The 687-nt window shown below is 69.3% G+C and carries 1 protein-coding gene; it reads right to left on the bottom strand.

Translation table 11 applies throughout. The features are described 5' to 3' along the window. A partial coding sequence (locus CCN39_RS16940) for a helicase-related protein (RefSeq protein WP_279629576.1) occupies window positions 1–687 on the bottom strand: 687 nt, incomplete at both ends.

Below are 687 nucleotides of genomic sequence, written 5' to 3'. Positions count from 1 at the left end.
GTACGTGCGCTTGGTCGGCGAAGCGCACGTACAGGTCGAACCCGACGCCCGCGATGTGGCCGGACTGCTCCGCCCCGAGGATGTTGCCCGCGCCGCGGATCTCGAGGTCCTTCATCGCGACCGCCATGCCCGCGCCGAGCTCGGTGTTCTGGGCGATCGTCGCCAGCCTGTCGTGCGCGGTCTCCGTCAGCGGGGCCTCCGGGGGGTACAGGAAGTACGCGTACCCACGGTCACGGCCACGGCCGACCCGGCCGCGCAGCTGGTGCAGCTGGGCCAGCCCGAGCAGGTCACCGCGCTCGACCAGCAGCGTGTTCGCGTTCGAGATGTCGAGGCCGGTCTCGACGATCGTGGTGCACACCAGGACGTCGTACTCGTTCTCCCAGAAACCCTGGATGATCTTTTCGAGCTTGTCCTCGTTCATCTGGCCGTGCGCGGTGACGACGCGCGCCTCCGGCACCAGCTCCCGGATGTGCCGCGCGGCCTTCTCGATCGAGGAGACGCGGTTGTGGACGTAGAAGACCTGGCCGTCGCGCAGCAGCTCGCGCCGGATGGCCGCGCCGACCTGCTTGTCGTCGTACGCGCCGACGTAGGTCAGGATCGGGTGGCGATCCTCCGGCGGGGTCAGGATCGTCGACATCTCGCGGATGCCCGCCAGGGACATCTCCAGCGTGCGCGGGATCGGCGTCG

It is taken from the genome of Amycolatopsis kentuckyensis (assembly GCF_002155975.1).
GTDB classification, from domain to species: domain Bacteria; phylum Actinomycetota; class Actinomycetes; order Mycobacteriales; family Pseudonocardiaceae; genus Amycolatopsis; species Amycolatopsis kentuckyensis.
This window is presented reverse-complemented; position numbering and strand designations above follow the sequence as displayed.